General features: G+C 69.6%; 17 protein-coding genes and 1 tRNA gene. 5 read left to right on the plus strand and 13 right to left on the minus strand.

Annotation, left to right across the window (positions count from 1 at the left end; all coding sequences use genetic code 11):
• Positions 1-36: 36 nt before the first annotated feature.
• The 10 genes from fkpB to rplU form a co-directional block, all read right to left on the minus strand.
• Positions 37-498, minus strand: a complete 462-nt coding sequence (gene fkpB / locus FEF15_RS06440; RefSeq protein ID WP_163558325.1) for an FKBP-type peptidyl-prolyl cis-trans isomerase — start codon at positions 496-498, stop codon at positions 37-39.
• Positions 499-638: 140 nt separating this feature from the next.
• The gene (gene lspA / locus FEF15_RS06445) at positions 639-1,154 is read right to left on the minus strand and encodes a signal peptidase II (RefSeq protein ID WP_240454090.1); all 516 of its coding nucleotides are present in this window, start codon (positions 1,152-1,154) and stop codon (positions 639-641) included.
• Entirely contained in the window at positions 1,147-3,981 is a 2,835-nt protein-coding gene (ileS, locus tag FEF15_RS06450; RefSeq protein WP_163558326.1) for an isoleucine--tRNA ligase, read from the minus strand. Before ileS ends, lspA begins: the two co-directional genes overlap by 8 nt.
• A gap of 9 nt (positions 3,982-3,990) precedes the next feature.
• A complete protein-coding gene (gene ribF, locus FEF15_RS06455) occupies positions 3,991-5,055 on the minus strand; it encodes a bifunctional riboflavin kinase/FAD synthetase (RefSeq protein ID WP_163558327.1) in 1,065 nt (354 codons plus the stop codon).
• A 140-nt stretch (positions 5,056-5,195) separates the two neighbouring features.
• On the minus strand, positions 5,196-6,770 hold the full coding sequence (murJ, locus tag FEF15_RS06460) for a murein biosynthesis integral membrane protein MurJ (RefSeq protein WP_276208202.1): 1,575 nt from the start codon (positions 6,768-6,770) through the stop codon (positions 5,196-5,198).
• A gap of 133 nt (positions 6,771-6,903) precedes the next feature.
• Positions 6,904-7,170 carry a 30S ribosomal protein S20 gene (gene rpsT, locus FEF15_RS06465; protein WP_163558328.1) on the minus strand — a complete coding sequence of 89 codons (267 nt, stop codon included), beginning with the start codon at positions 7,168-7,170 and terminating at the stop codon, positions 6,904-6,906.
• A gap of 209 nt (positions 7,171-7,379) precedes the next feature.
• Positions 7,380-8,519 carry a glutamate 5-kinase gene (gene proB / locus FEF15_RS06470; protein WP_163558329.1) on the minus strand — a complete coding sequence of 380 codons (1,140 nt, stop codon included), beginning with the start codon at positions 8,517-8,519 and terminating at the stop codon, positions 7,380-7,382.
• Between the two features lie 11 nt (positions 8,520-8,530).
• Positions 8,531-9,721, minus strand: a complete 1,191-nt coding sequence (gene cgtA / locus FEF15_RS06475) for an Obg family GTPase CgtA (RefSeq protein WP_163558330.1) — start codon at positions 9,719-9,721, stop codon at positions 8,531-8,533.
• An 86-nt stretch (positions 9,722-9,807) separates the two neighbouring features.
• A complete protein-coding gene (gene rpmA / locus FEF15_RS06480) occupies positions 9,808-10,065 on the minus strand; it encodes a 50S ribosomal protein L27 (RefSeq protein WP_089688443.1) in 258 nt (85 codons plus the stop codon).
• Positions 10,066-10,101: 36 nt separating this feature from the next.
• On the minus strand, positions 10,102-10,413 hold the full coding sequence (rplU, locus tag FEF15_RS06485) for a 50S ribosomal protein L21 (RefSeq protein WP_163558331.1): 312 nt from the start codon (positions 10,411-10,413) through the stop codon (positions 10,102-10,104).
• A 242-nt stretch (positions 10,414-10,655) separates the two neighbouring features.
• Between rplU and ispB the strand changes: the two genes are divergently transcribed.
• From ispB to FEF15_RS06500, 3 genes are all read left to right on the plus strand, one after another.
• Complete coding sequence (gene ispB, locus FEF15_RS06490; RefSeq protein WP_163558332.1) at positions 10,656-11,660, plus strand: octaprenyl diphosphate synthase; 1,005 nt, start codon at positions 10,656-10,658, stop codon at positions 11,658-11,660.
• Between the two features lie 90 nt (positions 11,661-11,750).
• A tRNA-Pro gene (locus tag FEF15_RS06495) sits at positions 11,751-11,827 on the plus strand.
• A gap of 210 nt (positions 11,828-12,037) precedes the next feature.
• Positions 12,038-13,369, plus strand: a complete 1,332-nt coding sequence (locus tag FEF15_RS06500; protein ID WP_240454091.1) for a diguanylate cyclase — start codon at positions 12,038-12,040, stop codon at positions 13,367-13,369.
• Between the two features lie 22 nt (positions 13,370-13,391).
• Here the strand turns inward: FEF15_RS06500 and FEF15_RS06505 are convergent, their stop codons facing one another.
• From FEF15_RS06505 to FEF15_RS06515, 3 genes are read right to left on the minus strand one after another with little or no spacing between them, the layout of a single operon-like run.
• On the minus strand, positions 13,392-14,897 hold the full coding sequence (locus tag FEF15_RS06505; protein ID WP_163558334.1) for an SLC13 family permease: 1,506 nt from the start codon (positions 14,895-14,897) through the stop codon (positions 13,392-13,394).
• A gap of 19 nt (positions 14,898-14,916) precedes the next feature.
• On the minus strand, positions 14,917-16,488 hold the full coding sequence (locus FEF15_RS06510; protein WP_240454092.1) for a phospholipase D family protein: 1,572 nt from the start codon (positions 16,486-16,488) through the stop codon (positions 14,917-14,919).
• The gene (locus tag FEF15_RS06515) at positions 16,463-16,720 is read right to left on the minus strand and encodes a hypothetical protein (RefSeq protein WP_163558335.1); all 258 of its coding nucleotides are present in this window, start codon (positions 16,718-16,720) and stop codon (positions 16,463-16,465) included. The genes FEF15_RS06510 and FEF15_RS06515 overlap by 26 nt, the downstream gene beginning before the upstream one ends.
• 120 nt (positions 16,721-16,840) lie before the next feature.
• Here FEF15_RS06515 and FEF15_RS06520 point away from each other — a divergent pair, with 120 nt between their 5' ends.
• Positions 16,841-17,641 carry a TlpA disulfide reductase family protein gene (locus FEF15_RS06520; protein ID WP_163558336.1) on the plus strand — a complete coding sequence of 267 codons (801 nt, stop codon included), beginning with the start codon at positions 16,841-16,843 and terminating at the stop codon, positions 17,639-17,641.
• A gap of 177 nt (positions 17,642-17,818) precedes the next feature.
• On the plus strand, positions 17,819-20,767 hold the full coding sequence (rapA, locus tag FEF15_RS06525; RefSeq protein WP_163558337.1) for an RNA polymerase-associated protein RapA: 2,949 nt from the start codon (positions 17,819-17,821) through the stop codon (positions 20,765-20,767).
• Positions 20,768-20,781: the final 14 nt, after the last annotated feature.

A 20,781-nucleotide genomic window follows, 5' to 3' on the forward strand; every position in this document is an offset into this window, starting at 1 on the left:
GCATCTGCCTGTGAAAAGCGGGAAAGCGGCGTTGACTCAGTGTGTTTGAGCGGGTTTCACGTCTACGACTTCCACTTCAAACGTCAGGGTACGCCCTGCCAGCGGGTGGTTGAAGTCCACCTCCACCCGGGTGTCCTCGACCGACTTGATCACGCCGGGCAGCTCGCCGCCGGCGGGGTCGGCGAAGGACATCACCGTGCCCACCTCGGGCTCCATGTCCTCGAAGTCCTCGCGCTTGAGCACCTGGATGTTCTGCGGGTTGTGCTGGCCGAAGGCGTGCTCCGGGGTGATCTCGAACTCGCCGCTCTCCCCGGCGCCCATGCCCTTGATGGGATTCTCGAAACCGGGCGGCAGGTTGCCGTCGCCCACCGCAAAGGTGGCGGGCGCCTTGTCGCGGGTGGAGTCCACTACGGTGCCGTCTTCCAGCTTGAGGGTGAAATGCAGGGTGACTTCCATGCCCTCGTCGATACGATATTGCTCGCTATTCTGGTCGGTCATGGGATCTTGGGCTCAGTAAAGAAGATTAAGTTCGGTGGCCTCACTGAGGCCGGGCGACACCACCGGGGCGCCTGCGGCGCCATTCGCCCGGCAGAGCCGGCCTCCCACGGGTGGCCAACGGCCAGTAAAGGATAATTCTCTTATCGCTTGCTGGCGCGGCGCTTCTCGCCGAACACCGCCTCCCAGATCAGGCCCGCGGCGCCCAGGGTGATGCCGATGTCCGCCACGTTGAAGGCCGGGTAGTACCAGCCGGCGACGTGGAAGGAGAGGAAGTCCACCACGTAGCCGTGCACCAGGCGGTCGTAGAGGTTGCCCAGCGCCCCGCCGATGATCGCCGCCAGCGAGGCGCCGAGCAGCTTCTCGTCGGCCTTGAGCCGGCGCATCCAGATCGTCAGCCCGATGCTGGCGCCCACGGCAATGGTGGCGAAGAACCAGCGCTGCCAGCCGGGATGATCGGCCAGAAAGCTGAAGGCCGCGCCGGTGTTGTGCAGCAGCGTCAGGTTGAAGAAGGGCAGCACTTCCACCGGCCGGGCGTATGTCAGCCAGGCCGTGGCGGCGTATTTGGTGGCAAGGTCGAGCACCAGCACCGCCGCGGCCAGCCACAGCCAGCGCAACGGGCAGTGCATGGGCGGCACCGCTTGTTGGCCTTCAGGCATGGTGGCGCGTCTCACCAGGGCCGTCGGGCAGGTTGCTCACGCAGCGCCCGCACAGGTCCTCATGGCCGGGGTGGGTGCCCACGTCGGCGCGGTGGTGCCAGCAGCGCTCGCACTTGGTGTGGGCGCTGGCCGCCACGCTCACCTTGAGCCCCTCGAGCTCGGTAGCCTCGGCGGCCGTGCCGTCGGAGAGCGGCGCCAAGGTCACGTCGCTGGTCAGCATCACGAAGCGCAGCTCGTCGCCAAGCTTGGCGAGCGTGGCACGCAGGGCGTCGTCGACGTAGAGGGTGACCTCGGCCGCCAGGCTGCCCTTGATCACCTTGGCATTGCGGGCCTCTTCCAGGCGCTTGTTGACCGCCTGCTTGACCTCGAGCACCTGCTCCCAGAAGTCGCGGCCCATCTCGGCGTCGGCGGCAAGCGTCGCCAGGCCCGAGTAGTACTCCTCGAGCAGCACGCTGTCGCTGCGCTCGCCCGGGATGTGCTGATAGATCTCCTCGGCGGTGAACGAGAGGATCGGCGCCACCCAGCGGGCCAGCGCCTCCACCACGTGGTAGAGCGCGGTCTGGGCGCTGCGCCGCGCCACGGAGTCGCGCTGGGTGGTGTACTGGCGGTCCTTGATCACGTCGAGGTAGAAGCCACCGAGCTCGCGGGCGCAGAAGCCGTGCACCTGCTGGTAGACGTCGAGGAAGCGGTACTCCGCATAGGCCGTTTCGATGCGCGCCTGCAGCTGGGCAGCGCGGTCGACCACCCACTGGTCCAGCGCCAGCATGTCGTCGAAGGCCACGGCGTCGCGCGCGGGGTCGAAGCCGTGGAGGTTGGCGAGCAGGAAGCGCGCGGTGTTGCGGATGCGCCGGTAGACGTCGGCGGTGCGCTTCAGAATCTCGTCGGAGACCGCCATCTCACCGGCGTAATCGGTAGAGGCGACCCACAGGCGCAGGATATCGGCGCCGAGCTTGTCCATCACCTCCTGGGGCGCCACCACATTGCCCATGGACTTGGACATCTTGCGGCCATGGGCGTCCACGGTGAAGCCGTGGGTGAGCAGCCCGCGGTACGGCGGATGGCCGTCGATGGCGCAGCCGGTGAGCAGCGAGGAGTGGAACCAGCCGCGGTGCTGGTCGGAGCCCTCCAGGTAGAGATCGGCGCGCGGGCCGCTCTCGTGACCGTGCGGGTGCGAGCCGCGCAGCACGTGGCGGTGGGTGGTGCCGGAGTCGAACCAGACGTCCAGGGTGTCGGTGACCTTGTCGTAGTCGGCGGCCTCTTCACCCAACAGTTCGGCGGGCTCGAGACGGAACCAGGCGTCGATGCCCTCGGCCTCGACGCGCTGGGCGGCCTCCTCCATCAGCTCGACGGTGCGCGGATGCAGCTCGCCGGTGGCCTTGTGCAGGAAGAAGGGAATCGGCACGCCCCAGTTGCGCTGGCGCGAGATGCACCAGTCGGGGCGGTTGGCGATCATGCTGTGCAGGCGCGCCTGGCCCCAGGCCGGGGTGAACTGCGTGGCCTCGATGCCGGCGAGCGCGCGCTCGCGCAGGGTCTTGCCGTCCTTGCCTTTCACGTCCATGCCCACGAACCACTGGGCGGTGGCGCGGTAGATCACCGGGGTCTTGTGGCGCCAGCAGTGCATGTAGCTGTGGGTGATGCGCTTGTGAGCGAGCAGCGCGCCCACCTCCTCGAGCTTGGCGACGATCTGCGGGTTGGCCTTCCAGATCAGCTGGCCGCCGAAGAACGGCAGGTCGTCGGCGTAGACGCCGTCGCCCTGCACGGGGTTGAGCATCTCGCTGAAGTCCATGCCGTGGGCACGGCAGGTGACGAAGTCGTCGACGCCGTAGGAGGGCGCGGAGTGGACGATGCCGGTGCTGCCCACCTCGACCTCGACGTAGTCGGCCAGATACACCGGCGACAGGCGATCGTAGAAGGGGTGGCGGAAGCGGATGCCGTCGAGCCGCTCGCCGGTGGCGGTGGCGATGATCTCGCCCTCGAGGCCGAAGCGCTCGAGGCAGCTCTCCACCAGTTCCTCGGCCAGCAGCAGCAGGCGACCGCCGGCCTCCACCAAGGCGTAGGTGAACTCGGGGTGGACGTTGAGCGCCTGGTTGGCGGGCACCGTCCAGGGCGTGGTGGTCCAGATGACGATGGCCGCGGGCCCCGGCAGTTCGGCGAGGCCGAAGGCGGCCGCCAGCTTGTCGGCGTCCTCCACCGGGAAGGCCACGTCGATGGCGTCGGACTGCTTGTCCTGGTACTCCACCTCGGCCTCGGCCAGCGCCGAGCCGCAGTCGAAGCACCAGTTGACCGGCTTGAGCCCCTTGAAGACGTAGCCGGCTTCGACCATGTCGGCCAGGGCGCGGATCTCGCCGGCCTCGTTGGCGTAGTCCATGGAGCGGTAGGGCTGCCCCCAGTCGCCCACCACGCCCAGCCGCACGAAGTCGGTGAGCTGCGCCTCGATCTGCTCAGCGGCGTAGTCGCGGCACAGCGCGCGGGCCTGCTCGGGCGCGAGGTGCTTGCCGTGGGTGGTCTCCACCTTGTGCTCGATGGGCAGGCCGTGGCAGTCCCAGCCGGGCACGTAGGGGGCGTCGAAGCCGGCCAGGTTCTTCGACTTGACGATGATGTCCTTGAGGATCTTGTTGACGGCGTGACCGATGTGGATGCTGCCGTTGGCGTAGGGAGGGCCGTCGTGCAGCACGAAGAGCTCGCGACCGCGGCGTTCCTCGCGCAGGCGGTGGTAGAGGTCGAGCTTGTCCCACTGCACCAGCCGCTCGGGTTCACGCTTGGGCAGCATGCCGCGCATGGGGAAGTCGGTTTCGGGCAGGTTCAGCGTGTGCTTGTAGTCGCTCATATCCGGGGATCAGCCGTCGTCGTGGTCGGCGGGCAGGTCCGCCGAGGAGTCGGAAGTCACGGCCTCGCGCGCCAGCGGCGCCGATGCCAGGAAAAGGGTGTCGTCGCCCGCGCCCGGTGGAGGCTCGGCAAGAGCGCCCGCGGCGAGGGGTTGGCTAAAGTAGCCGCGCGCGCGGCGCTGGTCGGCGGCAATCTGGCGCTTCAGCGCCGCGAAGTCGTCGAACTTCACCTCGCCGCGCAGCTTGGCGCAGGGCGTAACCGCCAGCCGCTCGCCGTAGAGCTCGCCGTCGAAATCGAACAGGTGCACCTCGAGCACCGGCCGCTGGCTGCCCACCGTGGGCCGCCAGCCGATATTGGCCACGCCGGGGCGCCGGGCGCCGTCGGGCAGCTCGACCATCACGGCGTAGACGCCGCGCAGCGCCAGCGGCAGGGGCAGCAGCGGCAGGTTGGCGGTGGGCACCCCAATGGTGCGCCCCAGCTTCTGGTCGGCCACCACCCGGCCGGAGAGCCGGTAGGGGCGGCCCAGCATGCGCGCCGCCTGGGCGAAGTTGCCGCTGGCCAGCAGGGTGCGCACCCGGGTGCTGGAGACCCGCTCGTCGTCGAGGGTGAAGGTGCGGGTGTGCTCGACGCCGAAACCCTGCGCCTCGCCCACTGCCGTCAGCAGGTGGAAGTCGCCGCGCCGGTCGCAGCCGAAGCGGAAATCGTCGCCCACCACCAGGTGGCGAACCCCCAGGCCCTCGATCAGCACGCGATCGATGAAAGCCTCGGCGGTAAGGCTTCGCAGCGCGTCGTTGAAAGGCAGGCAGAGCACGTACTCCACGCCGCACTCCCCGAGCAGGCGCACCTTCTCGCGCAGCCGGGTCAGCCGCGGCGGCGCCTGGTCGCCCGCGAAGAACTCGCGGGGCTGCGGCTCAAAGACCACCACCGTCACCGGCAGGCCGAGCCGCGAGGCCTGCTCGCGACACTGCTCGAGGATCGCACGATGGCCGCGGTGCACCCCATCGAAGTTGCCGATGGTGGCCACGCAGCCACGATGCGCCTCGCGCAGGTTGTGCAGTCCTCGAATCACTTGCATGGGTCACCACCCGGACGGTGTAAGGTCGTCGATTATAACGGACCGCAGGCCCCTTGACAGCCGCGTCGGCTTGGTCTTGGGGTCTGGGCTCACGTCAGCGGTTCCTGCGCCCTGCCCTTCATGAGAACTAGCCCTGCGAACTAGCCCTTCATGCGAAAGTGGCGCAGGCGCACCCCGGTGGCGGCCAGCCAGGCGAAATAGAGCCCGGCGCCCAGCGCCACCAGCGCTGCCAGCCAGGCCGCGCGCGTCCACACAGACCAGCCGAGCCATGCCGGCCAGTCGGGCGCAAGCCACGCCAGCCCCGCCACCATCACCGCGCAGCCCCCCAGCAGCTGCACCGCATAGCGCTTCCAGCCGGGCTGAAAGACCAGCACGCCTTCGCGACGCAGCAGCCAGCCCAGCAGGCCGGCGTTCAGGAAGGCCGAAAGTGCCGTGGCCAGCGCCAGGCCGGCGTGGGCCAACGGCCATATGAGAATCAGGTTGAAGACCATGTTGGCGACCATGGCGATGATGCCCACCTTCACCGGGGTCTTGGTGTCCTGGCGGGCGAAGAAGCCGGGCGCCAGCACCTTGATCAGCATGAAGGCAACCAGGCCGACGGCATAGGCACGCAGGCTCATCGCCGCCATGGCGATGTCGTGCTCGGTCATGGCGCCGTAGTGGAACAGGCTGATCAGCAACGGCTCGGCGAGCACGACCAGTGCCAGCGCCGCCGGCAGGCCGAGCAGGAGCACGGCGCGGATCGCCCAGTCGAGCATGGCGCTGAAGTGCTCCCGGGACTGTTCGGCGTGGCGTTTGGAGAGCGCCGGCAGGATCACCGTGCCGATGGCGATGCCGAACACCCCCAGCGGCAGCTCCACCAGGCGGTCGGAATAGTAGAGCCAGGAGACGCTGCCCGCCGCCAGCAGCGAAGCGAGCACGGTGTCGAGAAGCAGGTTGATCTGCGACACCGAGACCCCGAACAGCGCCGGGGCCATGAGCCGGAGGATGCGCCGCACCCCGGCGTGGGCGAAATCGGGCCAGGGCCGAGGCAGCAGACCCAGGCGCGCCAGGAAGGGCACCTGAAAGGCGAGCTGGGCAAGCCCGGCGATCAGCACGCCCCAGGCCAGCGCCATGGCGGGCTCGGCGAACAGCGGCGTGAGCAACAGCGCCGAACCGATCAGCGCCAGGTTGAGCAGCACGGGGGTGAAGGCCGGCACCGCGAAGCGGTTCCAGGTGTTGAGCACGCTGCCGGCGAAGGCGGTGAGCGAGATCAGCAGCAGGTAGGGGAAGGTGAGGCGCAGCATGTCGGCAGTGAGCGCAAGCTTCGCCGGGTCGCGACCGAAGCCGGGGGCGAAGAGCCATACCAGCCAGGGGGCGGCAAGCATGGCCACCGCAGTGATCAGGGCGAGCACCGCCGCGAGGCTGCCGGCCACCGCATCGAGCAACTCGCGGACCTCGCGCTTGCTGCCGCGGGTAGCCACCTCGGAGAGTACCGGCACGAAGGCCTGGTTGAAGGCCCCCTCGGCAAACAGGCGACGCAGGAAATTGGGAATCTTGAAGGCGACGAAGAAGGCGTCCGCGCCATTGCCCGCCCCGAGCAGCGCGGCGATGACCACGTCGCGCACCAGCCCCATGACCCGCGAAAGCATGGTCATGGCGCTGACCACCAGGCCCGAGCGCACCAGCCCGCCGGCCTTGGGGGCCACGGCGCGCTCGTCATCGCCCGCGGGCAGGGGCGGCGTCTCGGGGTCCGGTGGCGAAACGGGCGATTGGCGGTCCGTCACGATCTTCCTCGGCAGGGATTACGTCAGGCGGGCAGGCACAAAAAAACCGGCCGCAGCCGGTTTTTTCTGGCGCCTCACCGGCTTACGCCGCGAGTGCCTTGATGCGCGCGTTGAGGCGGCTCTTCAGGCGAGCAGCCTTCTTCTTGGAGATCACGTCCTTGTCGGCGATGCGATCGATGATCGGCTGCGCCTTCTTGAAGGCGTCCATGGCCTGGGCGTGGTCGCCGCCGTTGATGGCCTTGATCACGCTCTTGACGTAGGTACGCACCGTGCTGCGCTGGCTCGCCTTCAGGACACGACGGCCCTCGGCCTGACGGGCGCGCTTGCGGGCTTGCTTGCTGTTTGCCACTGACTGTCTCCTTGGAGAAAGTTGTTGCCGCCGACACCGCGCGGCACATATTTAACCGTTTGATCCGACAGGAAAATGCGAAAATCCCCGCCGGCTTGGCCATCTGGCCGACCGCCTGCTGCGAAGCGATCGCTACGGGCCGTGTCTGAGAGGATGGCGCATCCTATCACAACCCTGCCGCGTCATGCCAGCGACGGCCAGGACGCCATTCACAACACGACCAGGTTGTCGCGATGGATCAGCTCCGGTGCCTCCATGAAGCCGAGGATCGCCTCGATCTGGTGGCTCGGCCGCCCCATGATCTGGCGGGCGTCCTCGGCGCCGTAGTTGACCAGCCCCTTGGCCACCCGCTCGCCGTGCTCGTCGACGCACAGCACCATGTCGCCGCGCACGAAGCTGCCCGACACGGCCTTCACCCCCACCGCAAGCAGGCTCGACCCCCGGTCGCGCAACACCTTCACCGCGCCGGCGTCCAGGGTCAGGCTGCCGCGTACCTGCAGCTGGCCGGCCAGCCAGCGCTTGCGCGCCGCCATAGGTGCCTGGTCGGGACTGAGCAGGGTGCCAAGCCGCTCGCCGTCGACCAGCCGGGTCAGCACCTCGAGCTGACGCCCACTGGCGATCGCCGTGAAGGCGCCGGAGCGCGCGGCCAGGCGCGCCGCGCGCACCTTGGTGGCCATGCCGCCGCGCCCCAGGGTGCCGCTGCCCCCGGCCACCGCCGCGAAGGAGGGATCGTCGGCGCGCCCTTCGTGGATCAGCTGCGCTTCGGGGTGATGGCGCGGGTCGGCGTCGAAGAGCCCCTCCTGGTCGGTGAGGATGACCAGGGCATCGGCCTCCAGCAGGTTGGCGACCAGCGCGCCCAGGGTGTCGTTGTCGCCGAAGCGGATCTCGTCGGTGACCACGGTGTCGTTCTCGTTGACCACCGGCACCACCCGCAGGTCGACCAGGGTGCGCAGCGCCGAGCGGGCGTTGAGGTAGCGCTTGCGGTTGGAGAGGTCGTCGTGGGTGAGCAGCACCTGGGCGGTGAGCAGGTCGTGCCGCGCGAAGTGGTGCTCGTAGCACTGGGTGAGGCCGTTCTGCCCCACGGCGGCGGCGGCCTGGAGTTCGTAGACCGCCGAGGGGCGCGCCTGCCAGCCCAGGCGCACCATGCCCGCAGCCACGGCGCCGGAGGAGACCAGCACCACTTCCACCCCGCGCCGGTGCAGCGCGGCGATCTGATCCACCCAGCCGCCGATGGCCGCCTCGTCGAGGCCGCGGCCGTCGTTGGTCAGCAGCGCGCTGCCGATCTTCACCACCACCCGGCGGGCGTTACGCAAGGCGTCGCGGCCCCGCCCCTGCTCTTCGAGCGTCATCTCATGCGCTCCTACTCCACATACTCGACCTCGACGTCGTAGTCGTCATCATCGAAATCGTCGTCGTCATCTTCATCACGCGGCTTGCGCTTGCGCCCCAGGCGCGCCTCGGCGCGGGCCACGGCCTCGGCTTCCATGCGGGCGCGCATCTCGCGCTCGTGCTCGGCGACGGTCTCGTCTTCGTGCTCGAGACGGCGCTGCTCGGTGAGCCAGCGGTAGACCGCCTGCACCAGGGCCTCCGTGCCCTCGCTGGCGATGGCGGAGATGCGGAAGACCGGCCCCTGCCAATCCAGGTCGCGCACGATCGCCTCGGCCACTGTCTCGCGGTCGGTTTCCGGCAGCAGATCGAGCTTGTTGAGCACCAGCCAGCGTGGCCGCTCGGCGAGAGCGGGCGAGAACTGCTCTAGCTCGCGGGCGATGGCCCGCGCCGCCTCCACCGGGTCGGACTCGTCGAAGGGCGCCACGTCCACCACGTGGAGCAGCAGTCGGGTGCGTGTCAGGTGCTTGAGAAAACGCAGCCCCAGACCGGCGCCTTCGGAGGCGCCCTCGATCAGCCCCGGCACGTCGGCCATGACGAAGTGCTCGTGGGTGCCGAGCTTCACCACGCCCAGGTTGGGCACCAGCGTGGTGAAAGGATAGTTGGCCACCTTGGGCTTGGCGGCAGAGACCGCGCGGATCAGCGTCGACTTGCCGGCGTTGGGCATCCCCAGCAGGCCCACGTCGGCCATCACCTTCATCTCCAGGCGCAGGTTGCGCCGCTCGCCTTCCGTGCCCGGCGTGGTCTTGCGTGGCGCGCGATTGGTCGACGACTTGAAGTGGATGTTGCCCAGCCCCCGACGCCCGCCCTGGGCCACCAGCACCTGCTGGCCGATCTCGGTGATGTCGGCGATCACCTCCAGGGTCTCCTCGTCGATCACCGTGGTACCCACCGGCACCTTGACCACGAGGTCGCTGCCGGCTCGGCCGCTCATCTGGCGCCCCTGGCCGGGACGCCCGTTCTCGGCGCCGTAGAAGCGCTGGTACTTGAAATCGATCAGCGTATTGAGGGAGTCGTCGCCCACCAGGTAGACGCTGCCGCCATGGCCGCCGTCGCCACCGTCGGGACCGCCCTTGGGCACGTATTTCTCGCGGCGGAAACTCAGGCAGCCGTTGCCGCCCTTGCCGGCGGCGACGATGATCGAGGCTTCGTCGACGAACTGCATCGGTTCTCTCTCCGGACGGCACCTGCCGTCATGATACAAGAAGGCCCCGCCTGAGCGGGGCCTTCCTGCGGCAAGCGCCAGGCGTCTCAGGCAGAGACGACGCTGACGAACTTGCGGTTCTTCGGACCCTTGGTCTCGAACTTGATCACGCCGTCGTTCAGAGCGAACAGGGTGTGATCACGTCCCAGGCCCACGCCGGTACCGGCATGGAACTTGGTGCCACGCTGGCGAACGATGATGTTGCCGGCGGTCACGGTCTGGCCGCCGAACAGCTTGACGCCAAGGCGCTTGGATTCGCTGTCGCGACCGTTACGGGTAGAGCCCGCTGCCTTCTTGTGAGCCATTGCAAATACCTCGCTGGTTCAGGGGGAACGGACCGCTTAGGCGGAGATCCCGGTGATCTTGACTTCAGTGAACCACTGACGGTGGCCCTGACGCTTCATGTGGTGCTTGCGGCGACGGAACTTGATGATGCGCACTTTCTCGCCACGGCCGTGGGAGACGACCTCGGCGGAAACCTTGGCACCCTCGACCAGCGGCGCACCGACCTTGACGTCGTCGCCGTCGGCCACCAGCAGCACCTCGTCGAAATCGAGGCTCTCGCCAGTCGGCAGCTCGATCTTCTCGAGTTTGAGGGTCTGACCTTCTTGAACGCGGTACTGCTTGCCACCGCTCTTGATAACTGCGTACATGCTTCTCTCTCCAGGACTCATCGGGGTTGGCTCTTCATCGGCCTGCTGCGAGTGGCGCCCCTTTCGGCAGCCATCTGACAGGGAGCATGATGAGTGGGGCGCGAATTATAACGGCCGGCGCCATGCCACACAACCCGCCGCCCGCGCGTGCTTGACGCCCCTGCGGGGGGCCCATAGCATGGCCGGCAACCCAAGGCCTGCGGCGCCCTGCGCCGGCCCCACTCGCGCAACGATACCGACCCATGCCCGCCAACGCCTCCACCACACCCGCCTCACCGACAGACGCCGCGTCGCTGCACGCCGCGGTCGCCGACGACTTCGCGGCGGTCAACCGCACCATCATGGCGCAGCTGGCTTCCCGCGTACCGCTGGTGGAAACCATCGGCCAGTACATCATCGCCAGCGGCGGCAAGCGCCTGCGCCCCCTGCTGGTGCTGCTCGCCGCCCGAGCGCTGGACTACCGCGGCGACAAGCACATCGAACTGGCCACCCTGATCGAGTTCATGCATACCTCGACGCTGCTGCACGACGACGTGGTGGACGAATCCCACCTGCGCCGCGGCAAGGCCACCGCCAACGACGCCTGGGGCAACGCCCCCTCGGTGCTGGTCGGCGATTTTCTCTACTCGCGCTCCTTCCAGATGATGGTGGCCGTGGGGTCGATACGCATCATGGACGTGCTGTCGGCCGCCACCTGCGTGATCGCCGAAGGCGAAGTGCAGCAGCTTACCAACGTCGGCAACCCCGACACCGACGAGGCCGCCTACTTCGAGACCATCCAGGGCAAGACCGCCATGCTCTTCGAGGCGGCCTCCCACAGCGGCGCCATCCTCGCCGGCGCCTCCCCCGAGCAGGAGAGCGCCCTGCAGCACTACGGCCGCTACCTGGGCCTGGCCTTCCAACTCGTCGACGACCTGCTCGACTACCAGGGCGACGCCCAGGCAATGGGCAAGAACGTCGGCGACGACCTCGCCGAGGGCAAGCCCACCCTGCCGCTGATACAGGCCATGGCCGCCGGCACCTCCGAGCAGCGTGACCTGGTACGGCACGCCATTCGCCAGGGCGGCCTCGACCATCTCGACGCCGTGCTCGCCATCGTCCGCGACACAGGCGCCCTGGACTACACCCGCGACCGCGCCGTCGAGATGGCCGACCGCGCCCTCGCCCAACTCGACGCCCTGCCCCCCAGCCGCTACCGCGACAGCATGGCCGAACTCGCTCGCCTCGCCGTCGACCGCCAGGCGTGACCGCCACGACGCCTCGCGGGGGCTTGCACCACGCAATGATTCAGGTATAGTACGCAACGCGTTGCCGGCAACGATCCTGGCAAGCGATCACGGAGTATAGCTCAGCTTGGTAGAGCGCTGCCTTCGGGAGGCAGAGGTCGTAGGTTCGAATCCTGCTACTCCGACCACCGGATCCTAAGGCCCTGCGTATCACGCAGGGCCTTTTTCGTGCATCCATGAGTTGCCGGCGCCTCCTGCCACACCCCCTACCTTTGGGCAACTCGGGTGATCCTCTCCCGAAAAGGCGGTATGCTGCGTCGACCATCGCCTCAGCACCAAGGGTTTCTGTTTTCAGACGCATCCCCCGAGACCCTTGTTGTAGAACAAGGAGAGTGCTCGTGACGTCCGACGGGCTCGATACCGCTCCAAGCCATTACACTCAGCGCATCCGGTCCCCTCGCGAGGTCTGGGCCGGCGTCGATATCGACACCCTGCGCGAGAAGTTCTACCAGCTCCATATCGCGGTGGAGCAGAGCCCGGCCGCCACCGCCATCACCGACACCGACGCCCGCATCGAGTACGTCAACCAGCGTTTTCTCGACGTCACCGGCTTCACGCGCGAGGAGCTCATCGGCAAGACCCCGGCGATGATCCAGTCGGGCATGACGCCGGAGCACGTCTACCGCGACATGTGGCAGACCCTGCGCAGCGGCCGGGTGTGGAAGGGCGAGTTGCAGAATCGCAAGAAGAACGGCGAGCTGTACTGGGAGTCCGAGGTCATCACCCCGGTGCGCGACGACCGCGGCCGCATCGTCAACTTCATCGCGGTGAAGGAGGACATCACCGAGCGCAAACGCCAGGAAGACGAACTCAAGGTGCTGGCCAGCGTCTTCGAGACGGGCCAGGCGACGCTGATCACCGACCCGGAGATGCGCATCGAGAAAGTCAACCAGGCGTTCACGGACATCACCGGCTACCGTGCCGAAGAGGTGATCGGCCAGACGCCGCGCCTGTTCAAGTCGGGCGTGCACGATCGTGCCTTCTACGCGCGGCTGTGGGAGGCGGTCCTGGCGACGGGACACTGGCAGGGCGAGATCTGGAACCGCAACAAGTACGGCGACATCTACCCGCTGTGGCAGTCCATCACCGCCGTTCGCGACGCAGCCGGCGAGATCCGCCACTTCATCGCCGTCTTCCACAGCATCGCCGAGCGCAAGCAGATGGAGAGCGAGCTGGAGCGCCAGGCCACGCGCGACCACCTCACCGGCACCCACAACCGCCGCGCCTTCGACAAGGCGATTCGCCAGGCCATCCGCCAGGCCGAACAGGGTGATGCCACCTTTTCGCTGCTGCTGTTCGACATCGACCACTTCAAGTCGGTCAACGACTCCTACGGGCACGACACCGGCGACGCCATTCTCCAACGCCTGGCAGAGCGCGCCAGCGAGGGGCTGCGCAGCACCGACCTGCTGGCCCGCTGGGGCGGCGAGGAGTTTGCCATCCTGCTGCTCGACACCCCGCTCAAGGGCGCCGCCACCTTCGCCGAGCGGCTGCGCCACCAGGTGGCGGCGTCGCGCTTCCAGGGCCTGGCCATCACCATCAGCCTGGGCATCACCGAATACCAGCCCGGCGACGATCTCGAGCGCATGCTCGCGCGCACCGACGACGCCCTCTACCGCGCCAAGCGCGGCGGCCGCAACGCCGCCGTGGTGGCCGACCAGCAAACCTGAGTCGGCGCCACTGCTTTCCGGCTCACACCGCCCAGCCGAAGCCCAGTACCGGCATGGCCAGGGCGAAGACCACCAGGGTGATGATCAGCACCCCGGCGAGACTCACCAGCGCCCCGGCCCGCACCATGTCGATCACCTTGAGCTTGCCGCTGGCGAACACCACGGCGTTGGGCGGGGTGGCCACCGGCAGCATGAAGGCGCAGCTCGCGGCCATGGCCACCGGCACCGAGAGCAGCAGCGGACTCGCCCCCAGGCTCACCGTCAGCGAGGCGGTCAACGGCAGGATGGCCGCCGCCGTGGCGGTGTTGCTGGTCACGTGGCTCATCAGCATCACCACCGTTGCCACCAGGGCGACCAGCCCCCAGGTCGGCCAGTCGCCGAAGGCGCCGAGTCCCTCGGCCACCGCCGCCGCCAGGCCACTGCCCTCGATGGCGCTGCCCAGGCTGAGCCCGCCGCCCACCAGCACCAGCACCCCCCAAGGCAATTGGCGAGCGCTCTCCCAGTCGAGCAGGAACTGGCGCTCGCGCCAGCGCGCCGGCACCGCGAACAGCAGCACGGCCCCCATCACCGCAATGCCGGCGTCGCTGAGCTCGAGGCCGGGCATCCAGCCCTGTAGCAGCGGCCGCGTCACCCAGGCCAGCGCCACCAGGGCGAAGATCAGCGCCACGCGACGCTCGGGGGGTGTCATGCGGCCCAGGTCGGCGGCCTGCTCCTCGAGCAGCGCCGCTACCCCGGGCAGGGGCTCGCGCGGCAGCGGGTAGACGACACGCGTGAGCAGCCACCAGGCCAGTGCCAGCAACGCCAGTGCCGGCGGCACGGCAAACAGCATCCAGCGGGCGAAGCTGATCTCGATGGCGTAGCTGTCGGCCATGAAGCCCGCCAGCAGGGCATTGGGCGGCGTGCCGATCAGGGTGCCCATGCCGCCGATGTTGGCGGCCAGGGCAATGCCCAGCAGAAGGGTCAGCGCCATGTGGCGGCTCGCCCCCACGCCGCCTCGCCGCTCCAGCAGACCCAGCACGGAGAGCCCGATGGGCACCATCAGCGCCGCCGTGGCGGTGTTGCTCACCCACATGCTGAGCGCAGCCGTGGCCAGCATGAAACCGCCCACCAGCTGATGGGGGCGATGCCCGCACAGCCGCAGAACCAGCATGGCGATACGCCGGTGCAGGTTCCAGCGCTGGATCGCCTCGGCGAGCAGGAAGCCTCCCAGAAAGAGAAAGATCAGCGGGTTGGCATAGGGGGCGGCCACCGCAGCGATGGGCGCGGTACCCAGCAGCGGCAGGATCACCAGGGGCAGCAGGGCAGTCACCGCGAGGGGCACCGGCTCGGCCACCCACCAGATCGCCATCCAGGCGGTCAGTGCCACCACCTGCCAGGCGGCCGGCGGCACGCCCTCCGGGGCCGGCAGGACAGCCAGCAGCAGGGCCAGCAGCGGGCCGGCGAACAGCCCCACCGCCAGCCAGGCCCGTTGCCAGCGCGCGCGACGCGCCCGCTTCGCCTTATCCTCATCCTCCTGCACCTCGCTCATCCCCTCCCTCCTTGCCGGTCTACAGCCAGGGCGCCAGGGGCAGCATCCGTCCCAGCCAGGCCAGGAAGTGCCGCCAGCGGCTGCCCGGCTCCTGCTCGAGCCGTTGCGGCACTCCCGCCACCCGGGTCTCCCAGGTGAGGCGTCCGGCCGGGCTCATCGCCACCCGATAGCTCAGCGCGGGATGGGTGCCGCGGTCGACCAGGGCGCGGAAAGCGCCCACCAGGCTGTCACTGCGTACCAGCAGGCCGATCTCGCTATTCCACCATACCGAGCGCGGGTCGGCATTGGCCGAGCCCACGAACAGCCACTCCCCGTCGATGGCCAGCGCCTTGATGTGCAGCGCCGAGGCGGACGCCCCCAGGCCGGCGTCGCGCTCGCCGAGGGTGGCCGAGGTGCTCTTCAGCTCGTGCAGGGCCACGCCGCGGTCGATGAGCACCGGGCGATGGCGCTGGTAGGCGCCGTGGACGAGAGGCACGTCGGTCGCCTCCAGGGCGTTGGTGATCACCGCGACCTCGACTCCCGCCTCGGCCAGGGCAGCGAGCCACTCGGTACCGCCCTTGCCGGGCACGAAGTAGGCGAAGATCAGCGTCAGGCGCATCGCCGGCGTGGGCGCCTGGGCGAGCAGCGCTCCCGCCAGGGTCCGCGCCAGCGGGGGCCGTCCCGGCCAGGCCAGCTTGCCGGGCGGGTCCCACAGCGCCACGGCTTCGCCCCAGTGCAGTCGCTCCACCGGAGCGGTGCGCTGGCCGCGCTCAGACTGGCGACGCAGCGCCGCCAGGTAGGGCGCATCGGCCTCGCGCCACGCCGCCAGGCCCTCGGCCAGCGCCCGCCAGGCCGAGGGCGAGGCCTGGTGGAAGCGCGCCAGGGGCTGGGCCAGGCCATGGTTCCAGTAGAGATCGAAGCTGCGCGCCAGCGACGGCACCACCGCGCCGATGGCCATCAGGTCGAGGTCGGTGAAATTGCGCGGCGCGCCGGCGCTGTAGTATTCGTCGCCCAGGTTGCGCCCGCCGACGATGGCCACGGCCCCGTCGGCGAGCCACAGCTTGTTGTGCATGCGTCGATGCTGGCGGCTCGCCTGGGGCAGCGAGGCGAGCACCCGCAGGGCCAGCGAGGAGCGCCCCACCGCCAGGGCATTGTAGACCCGCACCTGGATGCGCGGGTGGCTGTCCAGCGCCGCCAGCCGCTCGCCCTGGCCGGCGGCATCGAGGTCGTCGAGCAGCAGCCGCACCCGCACGCCGCCCTCGGCGGCCCCCAGCAGGCGCTGCAGCAGCAGGCGGGTGGTGAGGTCGTCGCCCATGGCGTAGGTCTGGATATCCAGCGCGCGCTCGGCCTGGTCAGCGAGCAGGGCGCGCAGGCGAAAGGCATCCTGGCCGCTGGCCAGCAGGGCGACACCGCTCTCACCCGGATGGCCGACCGCGTTCAGCGCGGCCCACTGCCCCAGCCAGGTGTCGCCGGCCTCAAGCGGGGTGAGCGCGGAGGCATGCTCGCGGGGTACCGGGGCCGCGCAGCCGGCCAGCACCAGCAGCGCCAGCAGCCACCCGCGCCAGCGCCGCCGGGCGCGCCGGCCGTCAGGCAGGGTCGTCGTCGTCATCATCGGCTTGGGCGTCGGCCAGGCGCCGATCCAGGGCCTTGCGTGCCCGATTCCGCCGATAGAGGCGCACCACGGCGATGACCAGCGCACACAGCACCATGGTCGCCAGCGTCCAGCCCTGCCAGGGCCGCGCGGCGTCGCCCATCAGCGTTTCCAGGGTAATGATGAGGATGAAGCCGAGCGCCTGGCTGGCGATGGCCAGGGCGCGCAGGGTATCGAAGGCTTGCTTGGCCATGGGGACTCCTGGCGGGTGACACGTCGGGCAACGCACAGTAGGCTTGGCCGGACATCGTGACGCAAGTCCGTGATTCTACCCGGTCCCGCCGCCCGCGCCGACCCATGACGGAGCCCCTCCATGGACGCCATCGCCCTCGGCCCCGTGCTGATTTCCGTGCCGCGCCTCTATGCCCTGGGCTGCGCGGTCCTGCTGCTCGCCGCCGCCTGGCTGCTGCTGGGCCTCTCGCCGGGCGCCCGGGCACGCTGGTTCAACGGCCTGCTGCTGGCCTGGCTGGTGGGCGCGCGACTGGGCCACGTGGGCCTCAACCTGGACGCCTACGCCGCCGCCCCCCTGGATGTCCTCAAGCTGTGGCAGCCCGGCTACCACGGCCTCTGGGGGCTGCTCGCCGCCCTGATCTGGACCGCCTGGGCCCTGCGCGACCACCTGCTGCGCCTGATCGGCGCCATGGCGCTGACGCTGGGCGCCTCGGTGCTCTGGCTGGTGCTGGTCACCCTGGCCCCGCTGGGCGGCGACGGCGGCCTACGCGAGCTGCCCGAACTCGCCCTGGAGAACCTCGAGGGCGAGACCGTCGAGCTGTCGTCGCTGGCCGGCGAGCCGCTGGTGCTCAACCTCTGGGCCACCTGGTGCCCGCCCTGCCTGCGCGAGCTGCCCCTGCTCGCCGAGGCCGACCGGCGCGACAACGTCACCGTGGTGGTGGCCAACCAAGGCGAGGAGCTGCTCCAGGTGGCGCGCTACCTAGACGACCAGGAGCTCAGCTTCCGTTATCCGCTGCTCGACCCGCGCCAGGAGCTGATGGTGCTCAGCGAGTCGCCGGGGCTGCCCACCACCCTGCTGTTCGACGCCGAGGGGCGCCTCGTCGAGCGCCATGTGGGCGAGCTGACCCGTGCCCAGCTCGATACCTGGCTGGACGATCACTGAACCGACGCGAGAGCGGAGCCCAGGCTCGCGGCACGCGGCACCGGCGGCCGGTCGAAAAGGCGCCACCCCGCCCTTAAGCCGCGCCGGCCTTTGCGTTAGAATCCCCCGCCCCATGCCCGCCCGCCGGTCCCACAATGGCGGCGCGCGCACCGTTACTACCGCATCCTCCGAGGCAGCATGAGCGACTTCTTCCCCGGCCAGCGCTGGATCAGCGACGGCGAGGCCGAACTCGGCCTGGGCACCATCCTGAACAGCGATGCCCGCAGCGTCACCGTCCTCTTCGGCGCCAGCCAGGAAACCCGAACCTACAGCAGCCGTCAGGCGCCACTGACCCGGGTGGTGTTCGGCAGCGGCGACCGTATCCAGGCTGCCGAGGGCTGGACCCTCACCGTCGACGACACCAAGGAGATCAACGGCCTGATCGTCTACATCGGCGAGGACGAGCGGGGCGAGCTCACCGAGCTGCCCGAGGCGAAGCTCGCTGACACCATGCAGTTCGACCAGGCGCGCGACCGCCTGCTTACCGGCCAGGTGGATCGCAACGACTGGTTCGACCTGCGCTTTCGCACCCTGCACCACCACCATCGCGTGGAGCAGAACCCCGCCCTGGGGCTGGCCGGGCCGCGCATCGACCTGATTCCCCATCAGCTCTACATCGCCGACGAGGTCGCCCGCCGTCGCGCCCCGCGCGTGCTGCTCGCCGACGAGGTGGGGCTGGGCAAGACCATCGAGGCAGGGCTCATCCTGCATCGGCTGCTGCTCACCGGCCGCGCCGAGCGTGCGCTGATCCTGGTCCCCGCGAGCCTGACCCATCAGTGGCTGGTGGAACTGCTGCGTCGCTTCTCGCTCCGGGTGACCCTGCTCGACGAGCAGCAGAGCGAGGCCCACGGCGATGCCAACCCCTTCGAGGCCGGCCAGCTGGTACTGGCCAGCCAGGAGTGGCTGTTCGCCAACCCCCACCGCCAGAGCCAGGCGGAGGCCAGCGACTGGGATCTGCTGATCGTCGACGAGGCCCACCACCTGGCGTGGAGCGAGCAGCAGGTGGGGCCCGGCTACGCCTGCGTGGAGCGCCTGGCCGCCGAGAGCGAGGGCGTGCTGCTGCTCACCGCCACCCCGGAACAGATGGGGCTGGAGAGCCACTTCGCCCGCCTGCGTCTGCTCGACCCCGACCGCTACCACAGCCTGGCCGCCTTTCGCGAGGAGGAGGCGCACTACGTGGAGGTCGCCGAGGCGATCGACGCCCTGGAGCGCATCCCCGGCGAGGAGGCGGACCGCGCGCGGGTCGCCGCGGTGTCTGACGAACCCGACAGCCGGGCGCTGCTCGACACCCTGGCCAGCCCCGAGGGCAGCGACGCCCAGCAGGCGGCCGCTCGCGACCAACTGCGCGAGTCGCTGCTCGACCGCCACGGCACCGGCCGGGTGATGTTCCGCAACAGCCGCCGCCACGTGGGCGGCTTCCCCGAGCGCCACCTACACGTCGCCGAACTGGAGCCCCCCGCGGCCTACCGCCGCGTGCTGCGCAAGCTGGCCCGCGACGAGGACTACCTCGACGAGCTGCTGATCGAGACCGGGCTCGACCACCCCGAGGTGCTGGTCCATCTGGACGCCATGTACCGGGCGCTCGCCGACGACCCCCTGAACGGCGAGCCCTGGTGGCAGATCGACCCGCGCGTGACCTGGCTGCTGGAGCGCCTGGCCGACGACGGAGAGGACGGCCTGGCCGGCGGCAAGGTGCTGGTGATCGCCCACCACCGCGAGACCGCCCAGGGGCTGGCCGAGGCCCTGCGGGTGCTGGGCGGCTACCACGCCCCAGTGTTCCACGAGGGGATGTCCCTGGTGGAGCGCGACCGCGCCGCGGCCGCCTTCGCCGACGAGGAGGACGGCAGCCAGGTGCTGGTGTGCTCGGAGATCGGCTCCGAGGGGCGCAACTTCCAGTTCTGCCGCCACCTGGTGATGTTCGACCTGCCGCTGCACCCTGACCAGCTGGAGCAGCGCATCGGCCGGCTCGACCGCATCGGCCAGCGCCATCCCATCGAGATCCACGTGCCGGTCTTCGCGGCCAGCCCCGGCGCGCGGCTGCTGCGCTGGTACCGCGACGGCATGGACGCCTTCCGCGCGCCCCACGGTCTGGGCAGCGAGCTCTTTGCGGCCTTCGGCGACGCTCTGGCCGACGCCCTGCTCGACGACGAGAGGCTGGACGAGGTGGTCGCCGAGACCCGGACGCTGTTCGAGAGCCGCCTGGCCGAGCGCGACGCCGGGCGCAACCGGCTGCTGGAGCTCAACGCCTGCCGCGGTGATCGTGCCGAGGCGGTGAGCGAGGCGATCCAGGAGCTGGACGAGGACCGCGCCCTGCCCCGCTACCTGGAGCGCGCGCTGGACATCTTCGGCGTCGACAGCCAGGAACTGGGGGGCGGACTGCTCCACCTGCAGCCCGGCCCGCAGATGCTCGACGGCCTGCCGGGGCTCGCGAAGGGCGAGGAGGGCTTCTCGGCCACCTTCTCGCGGCTGCGCGCGCTCTCCCGGGACGATGTGCAGCGGCTCTCCTGGGAGCACCCGCTGCTGCGCGAGATGATGGGGCGCATCCTCGACGGCACCATGGGCAACACCGCGCTGGCGCTGCTCAAGCACCCGGCGCTGCCCGCCGGCCGCGTGATGGTCGAGCTGATCTACCGCACCCACTGCCCGGCGCCCAGACGGCTGCACCTCAACCGCTTCCTGCCGCCCACCGCGGTACGCGTGCTGCTCGACGAGTCGGGCACCAACCTCACCGACAAGATCTCCTTCACCGGGCTTGCCAAGAACGTGCAGAAGATCAAGAAGGCCATGGCTCGCGACCTGATCCGCAGCCGCCTGGACGCGCTGCGCGAGCTGCTCGACCGCGGCGAGGGCGAGGCGCAGCGCGAGCTGCCCTCCATCGTCGAGGCTGCCCAGGCGTGCATGCGCGAGTCGCTGGACGGCGAACTCGCCCGCCTGGTGGCGCTGGCGCGTCGCAACCCTGCGGTGCGCGACGACGAACTCGACGCGCTGCGCGACGAGCGCGCCGCCCTGGACGCGGCAATCGAGGGCACCCGCCTGCGCCTGGATGCGGTGCGGGTGATCGTGACCGTGGGAGAGGAGACGCGCTGACGCCCTCGGTACAA

It is taken from the genome of Halomonas sp. NO4 (assembly GCF_010994375.1).
Classification (GTDB): domain Bacteria; phylum Pseudomonadota; class Gammaproteobacteria; order Pseudomonadales; family Halomonadaceae; genus Halomonas.